Annotated in this window: 6 protein-coding genes; 3 read left to right on the forward strand and 3 right to left on the reverse strand. The window is 67.8% G+C overall.

What is annotated here, in order from left to right; genetic code table 11:
* The first annotated feature begins 285 nt into the window (after window positions 1-285).
* The 3 genes from MBTS_RS18340 (at window position 286) to MBTS_RS18350 (ending at window position 2,429) form a co-directional block, all read left to right on the forward strand.
* Window positions 286-789, forward strand: a complete 504-nt coding sequence (locus tag MBTS_RS18340) for a type III secretion system chaperone family protein (RefSeq protein ID WP_018045511.1) — start codon at window positions 286-288, stop codon at window positions 787-789.
* Window positions 786-1,613: a pyrroline-5-carboxylate reductase gene (proC, locus tag MBTS_RS18345; RefSeq protein ID WP_018045510.1), complete on the forward strand. Its 828-nt coding sequence runs from the start codon at window positions 786-788 to the stop codon at window positions 1,611-1,613. Before MBTS_RS18340 ends, proC begins: the two co-directional genes overlap by 4 nt.
* A 66-nt stretch (window positions 1,614-1,679) precedes the next feature.
* A complete protein-coding gene (locus tag MBTS_RS18350) occupies window positions 1,680-2,429 on the forward strand; it encodes a TetR/AcrR family transcriptional regulator (RefSeq protein ID WP_192216180.1) in 750 nt (249 codons plus the stop codon).
* 100 nt (window positions 2,430-2,529) lie between these two features.
* Here the strand turns inward: MBTS_RS18350 and MBTS_RS18355 are convergent, their stop codons facing one another.
* The 3 genes from MBTS_RS18355 to polA all read right to left on the reverse strand — a co-directional run.
* Window positions 2,530-3,252, reverse strand: coding sequence for a DUF4142 domain-containing protein (locus MBTS_RS18355; protein WP_147830683.1), 723 nt, complete (start codon window positions 3,250-3,252; stop codon window positions 2,530-2,532).
* Between the two features lie 270 nt (window positions 3,253-3,522).
* Window positions 3,523-3,843 (reverse strand): GIY-YIG nuclease family protein, encoded by a 321-nt coding sequence (locus MBTS_RS18360; protein ID WP_192216181.1) that lies wholly within the window; start codon window positions 3,841-3,843, stop codon window positions 3,523-3,525.
* A 128-nt stretch (window positions 3,844-3,971) separates the two neighbouring features.
* The coding region (gene polA, locus MBTS_RS18365; RefSeq protein ID WP_192216182.1) for a DNA polymerase I at window positions 3,972-6,000 on the reverse strand (2,029 nt) is incomplete at its 5' end.

Below are 6,000 nucleotides of genomic sequence, written 5' to 3' on the forward strand. Positions count from 1 at the left end.
GCGCCGCTCGGGTTCAAGCTTGTGCACAGGAAGGAATGGTGGAAATCCGCTTTCCTGTTCACCGCTTCTCCCGAGCGCTTTGAAACGCGAGTCCGCCACGGTCTATAGTGAGTGAAGCACTGATTCGCTTCGCCCCCGGACCCGACCTTCGACCCTTCAACTTCTTGCCGAACAAGCTCTGCCTTGCCTATGCGGGGATTCAGCTTGGGAACGGCGACTCGTGAGCGGGATCGATTGTCGTTCACCATTATCGGCGCCCCTCCCGGGACGCCAACCTGGACCGCTATGACCCAACTCCACATCGAAGGCCTCGACCGGAACGAGCACCCCCTCGACATCGTCGAGCGGCTCGCCTCCCTTCGTGACTGGATCTTCGACCGGGCCGAGACCGACGAGATGTCGGTGGCCGTGGCCGGCCGCTGGTCCGACTACCATGTCGCCTTCACCTGGATCGAGGACGTGGAGGCCCTGCACGTGGCCAGCGCCTTCGACCTGAAGGTTCCGGCGCATCGCCGCACCGAGATCCTCACCCTCATTTCCCTCGTCAACGAGCAACTCTGGGTCGGCCATTTCGACCTGTGGTCCACCGACAGTGTGGTGATGTTCCGGCACTCGCTGCTGCTCACGGACGGCGCCGCGCCGACCCAGAGCCAGTGCGCGATGATGCTGAAATCCGCTGTCGATGCCTGCGAGCGCTACTATCAGGCGTTCCAGTTCGTGCTCTGGGCGGGCAAGTCCGCCCGCGAATCCCTGGATGCGGTCCTGTTCGAGACCGAAGGCGAGGCGTGAGCGTTCCGTCTTCCTCGGCCTTGCCCGCGTCCCTCACCCTGGTGGGGGCGGGCAAGATGGGCGGCGCGATGCTGGCGGGCTGGCTCGCAGGGGGGCTCGATGCCGCCAGGACCTGCGTCGTCGATCCGCAGGCCTCGCCCGAGATGGTGCGGCTCTGCGAGAGCCACGGCATAGCCCTGAACCCGAGCGACGTGCCGGCCAACGATGCGCTGATCCTCGCGATCAAGCCGCAGGGGCTGGAGGGCGCCGCCGGCCTCCTCGACGGGTTGATCGCACCCCACACGCTCGTCGTCTCGATCCTGGCGGGCAAGACCATCGCCGACCTGAGCCGCCGCCTGCCCGCCGCCCGCGCCATCGTCCGGGCGATGCCGAACCTTCCGGCGAGCATCGGGCGGGGCGTCACCGGAGCGGTGGCGAGTGCCGAGGTTTCCCCCGGTCAGCGTGACCAGGCCGATGCGCTGCTGAAGGGCGTCGGCGCGGTGGAATGGCTCGACGACGAGGCGCTCATCGACGCTCTCACGGCTTTGTCCGGTTCCGGCCCGGCCTACGTTTTCCTCCTGGCCGAGGCCATGGCGGAGGCGGGCGTGGCCGCCGGCTTGCCCGCCGACATGGCCGCCCGGCTCGCCCGTGGCACGGTGGCGGGGGCAGGGGCGCTCCTGTCCGCCAGTCCCTACGAGGCGGGGCAGTTGCGGCGCGACGTGACCTCGCCCGGCGGCACCACGGCGGCGGCGCTGGCCGTGCTCATGCGCGAAGGCGGCGTGCCGGACCTGATGCGCGAAGCGGTCGCCGCGGCGGCGGTGCGGGCCGGCGAGCTCTCCGGCTGAGCCGCCCCTAACCGATCCGCCTGCGCAACCTACATGGTAGGGAACAGACACGAGGATCGAACGACCATGGCAAACACCACAGGTGCGAAGCCCGAGGGCGGTGACGAGACCGCTGGGACCGACATCGCCGTCGCCGCCCCGCGGCAATCCCCGCGCGAGGCCGCCGTCGAGGCCCTGATGCGGCTTGCCGCCGTGCAGCCCTGGAACGACATCGAGATCGGTGACATCGCCCGTGAGGCCGGCCTGTCGCTGGCCGAGTTCCGAGAGCTGTTCTCCTCCAAGGGGGCCGTGCTGGGCGGCCTGTCGCGGATCATCGACCGCAAGGTGTTGGAGGGCGATTCCTCCGACCTCGCCGAGGAGCCCACCCGCGAGCGTCTGTTCGACATGCTCATGCGCCGGCTCGATGCGATGACGCCCTACAAGGACGCCCTGCGCCGGATTTCCTATGCGTTGCGTGGCGATCCGCTTTCCCTTGTCGCCCTGAACGGTGTGGCGCTGAACTCCCACCGCTTCATGCTGGCGGCCGCCGGTATCGATACCGAGGGGCCGCTCGGCCGGATCAAGCTTCAGGGCGTGGTCATCGCCTTCGCCCGCACGGTGGAAGTCTGGCTCGACGACGACGATCCGGCCCTCGCCCGCACCATGGCCCGGCTCGACAAGGAGATCCGCAACGGCGAGCGCTTCATGGAGCGCGCCGAAGACGCCCGCCGCCTCACCGCGCCGTTCCGCGCCCTGGGCCGCTCGCTCCTCGATCGCGGCGCCCGCCGGCGCCGGGGCACGCGGCCCGAGGACGAGGTCGACCAGCAGACGGTGTGACAGAACGCTTTCCCTCTCCCCTCTGCGGGGGAGGGTGGATCGAGCTCAAACGAAAAGGGCCGCCCCATCCGGGCGGCCCTTTCCATGTCAGGCTAGTCGATCACCCGCCGATGCGGTTGGCCAGGACCGCCGAGTGGCCGTGCTGGTTGGCAATGTAGGGGAGCGCCTGGTTGGCAAACTCGCGGCCCTGGGCGTTGTCGCCGTTGCGCGAGTAGGACTCGTAGAGGCCGAGGGTGCGGGCATCCGAGCGGGCCTGCTGCTGCACGAAGGTGCGGTCGAACTCACGGCCGGTGCGGGCATTCTTCAGGCGGTCGATCCGGGCCTGACCGTCCGGACCGATGGCGACGCGGCGGCCGGGCTCGCCGGGGGTGTTGTCGATGATGCCGACGCCGCCGAGCACGCCGCCGACGATCCGCGAGGCGATGGTGGCCGAGATCGTCACCGGGGCGAGGACGACGCCGACCGGATTGTCGAAGCGGGTCTCGAAGGGCTGGCTGTCGGAGACGACGGTGCCGCCGGCGGTCAGCGAGGTGCCCTCGGGCAGCAGCGCCTTGGTGGTGGCCTCACGCTCGACCAGCACGTTCTTGGCGTAGTTGCGGACGTTCGGGTTGCGAGAGCGCTCCAGGGCGATGCGGCTCGACTCGATGCTCACGGCATCCGAGCGCAGGGCGGCGGCGCGGAACGAGGAGGTGTCGCGGGCCTCGGGGGCGTTGGCGTCGAACTGGGGAGCGACGCGGATACCGAGGGGCTCCTGCGCGAGGGCCGGGGTCGTGATCGCCGCGACGGTGAAGCCGAGGGCGACGAAAAGCTTGGTGTTGATCATGGCGGAGGTTGTCCTCACACGCCTTTACGGCGTTTGGTTGAACGAACGTTTCGTCCGGCATGAACGTTTCGTTAACGTGGCGGTTCCTGCTTGGAGGGCATGGCTGTGGTGCGATGCGGTATGCTTCACCTATTTGTGACATGGTTATCGTTCGCCCTCCTTCCCGATCACCTCATCCTGAGGCACCGCGAAGCGGCCCAGAAGGAGGGGGCCAGGGATCGCAGTGGTTTCTGGAAGCCTCCTTCGAGGCCTCCGCTACGCTCCGGCACCTCAGGATGAGGCGGGTGGGTCGGGCAAATGTTGAGCGGCGGGACGTTTCGCCAATCTCTGCAAGGCATCCCAATCACTGGCGATGAGGGCTTCCTTCTTCGCCCGGCTCCATCCTTTCAGCCTGCGCTCGAACGCAATGGCATCGGTGACCCGTTCGAACTCCTCGGCATAGACAAGGACCACGGGACGGCGCTTGCTTGTGTACCCTTGGAACGTCCCGGCGTGATGCTCGCCGAGCCGCTTGTCCAGGGTCTCACCGCGAGCCGATCCGACGTAGTAACTGCCGTCGGCACAGCGCAGGATGTAGGCAAAGGCGGCCATCCCGAACTCCTATCCAACCACCTCATCCTGAGGTGCCCGCGGTAGCGGGCCTCGAAGGAGGGCTCCAGAACACGCTGAGCGAACTGGAGGGCTCCGCCTTGGGATAAGGTGAGAGAGCAGCACGACGCTCAATGCGCCTCCTCCCAGTTCCCTGCCGCCTGCGCCTCCACCACCAGCGGCACGCGTAGGGTCAGCGCCGGGGAGGGCGCTTCGACCATCACCCGGCGGATGACCGGCAGGGCCTTCTCCACCTCGTCCTCGGGGGCCTCGAACACCAGTTCGTCGTGCACCTGCAGCAGCATGGTCACGTTGAGCTTTTCCGCTCGCAGCGCCTCCTCCATTCGCACCATGGCCCGGCGGATGATGTCGGCGGCCGATCCCTGGATGGGGGCGTTGATGGCCTGACGCTCCACCGAGGCGCGTTCGTTCGGGTTGTTGGAGCGGATCTGCGGATAGTGGCAGACGCGGCCGAACAGGGTGGTGACGTAGCCGAGATCCCGGCAGAGCTTCTTGGTGTCGTCGATATAGGCGCGGATGCCGGGGAAGCGCTCGAAATACTGCTTGATGAAGGCGGAGGCCTCCTCGCGGCCGATGCCGAGGCGGTCGGCCAACCCAAAAGCCGAGATGCCGTAGATGATGCCGAAATTGATGGTCTTGGCGCGCCGGCGCAGGTCCGAGGTCATGTCCTTCAAGGGCACGCCGAACATGGCGCTGGCGGTGGCGGCATGGATGTCGACGCCGTCCTCGAAGGCCTGGCGCAGCTGCGGGATATCGGCGATGTGAGCCAGGATGCGCAGCTCGATCTGGCTGTAATCGGCCGAGATGAGCTTCCTGCCTTCCGGCGCCACGAAGGCACGGCGGATGCGCCGGCCTTCCTCGGTGCGGATCGGGATGTTCTGCAGGTTCGGCTCGGAGGAGGAGAGCCGGCCGGTGGTAGTGGCGGCGAGCGAGAACGAGGTGTGGACCCGGTCGGTCTCCCGGTCGGCGTGCTGCTGCAACGAATCCGTGTAGGTGGATTTCAGCTTGGCGAGCTGGCGCCATTCCAAAATCTTCTTCGGCAGTTCGTGGCCGGCCTGGGCCAGTTCCTCCAGCAGGGTGGCGGGCGTGGCCCACTGGCCGGACGGCGTCTTCTTGGCGCCGGGCAGGCCCATCTTGCCGAACAGGATGTCGCCGATCTGTTTTGGCGAGGAGACCTGGAACGTCTCCTGGGCATCGTCTTGAATTTCCTGCTCTAATCGCAGAAGAATTTGCGAGAAATCGCCGGAGAGCCGGCTCAGCATGTTGCGGTCGACGCGGATGCCCGCCGCTTCCATCCGGGCGATGACCGGGATGAGGGGGCGCTCCAGGGTCTCGTAGACCGTCACCCGGCGCTCGGCGACGAGCCGCGGCTTCATCATCCGCCACAGGCGCAGCGTCACGTCCGCATCCTCGGCGGCGTAGGCGGTGGCCTTGTCGAGCGGCACTTTGTCGAAGGTGATCTTGCCCTTGCCGGTGCCGGCCACGTCCGAGAAGCTGATTGGCTGGTGGCCGAGATGGCGGCGGGCGAGTTCGTCCATGCCGTGCCCGCCCTTGCCGGCATCGAGCACGTAGGAGATCAGCATCGTGTCGTCGAAGGGGGCGATCTCGATGGCGACGCTCTGGCGTCGGAACACCAGCCAGTCGTACTTGATGTTCTGGCCGACCTTCAGGACGCCCGGATCCTCGAGGAGCGGCCTCAAGGCCGTCAGGGCGGCATCGATCGGAATCTGGCCCGTGACCGGGCTGAACTGCCCCGTGGCCGCCTTGGCATCGCCGAACAGGTCGCTCGCCTCGGACGCCGCCACCGGCTCCAGATGGGCGAGGGGGATGTAGGCCGCCCGCCCCGGCGCCACCGCCAGGGAGACGCCGACGAGGGCGGCGTTGTTGGCGTCGAGCGAGTCGGTCTCGGTATCCACCGCCACCACCCCGGCCTCGCGCGCCTCGGCGATCCAGGCCTCCAATTGAGCGAGGCTGGTGATCGTCTCGTAACCCGTGGTGTCGATGGGGTTCGTCCCCTCCGCCGCACGGGTGGCGACGAGGGAGGAGGGCGTCGCCTCGGCGGGGCCGCGCGGCTTCGGCCCGCCCTCCGGCAGGTTCAGATTGGCGAAGGGGTCGACCTCCCCGCTCCCAGCCCCTCCC

The sequence above is a fragment of the Methylobacterium bullatum genome (assembly GCF_014845095.1).
GTDB classification, from domain to species: domain Bacteria; phylum Pseudomonadota; class Alphaproteobacteria; order Rhizobiales; family Beijerinckiaceae; genus Methylobacterium; species Methylobacterium bullatum.

Excerpts from the sequence above, each read along its gene's own strand:
- MBTS_RS18350 (WP_192216180.1), top strand. The coding sequence starts at position 1,680 with ATGGCAAACACCACAGGTGCGAAGCCCGAGGGCGGTGACGAGACCGCT.
- MBTS_RS18340 (WP_018045511.1), top strand. The coding sequence starts at position 286 with ATGACCCAACTCCACATCGAAGGCCTCGACCGGAACGAGCACCCCCTC.
- MBTS_RS18360 (WP_192216181.1), bottom strand. The coding sequence starts at position 3,843 with ATGGCCGCCTTTGCCTACATCCTGCGCTGTGCCGACGGCAGTTACTAC.
- MBTS_RS18355 (WP_147830683.1), bottom strand. The coding sequence starts at position 3,252 with ATGATCAACACCAAGCTTTTCGTCGCCCTCGGCTTCACCGTCGCGGCG.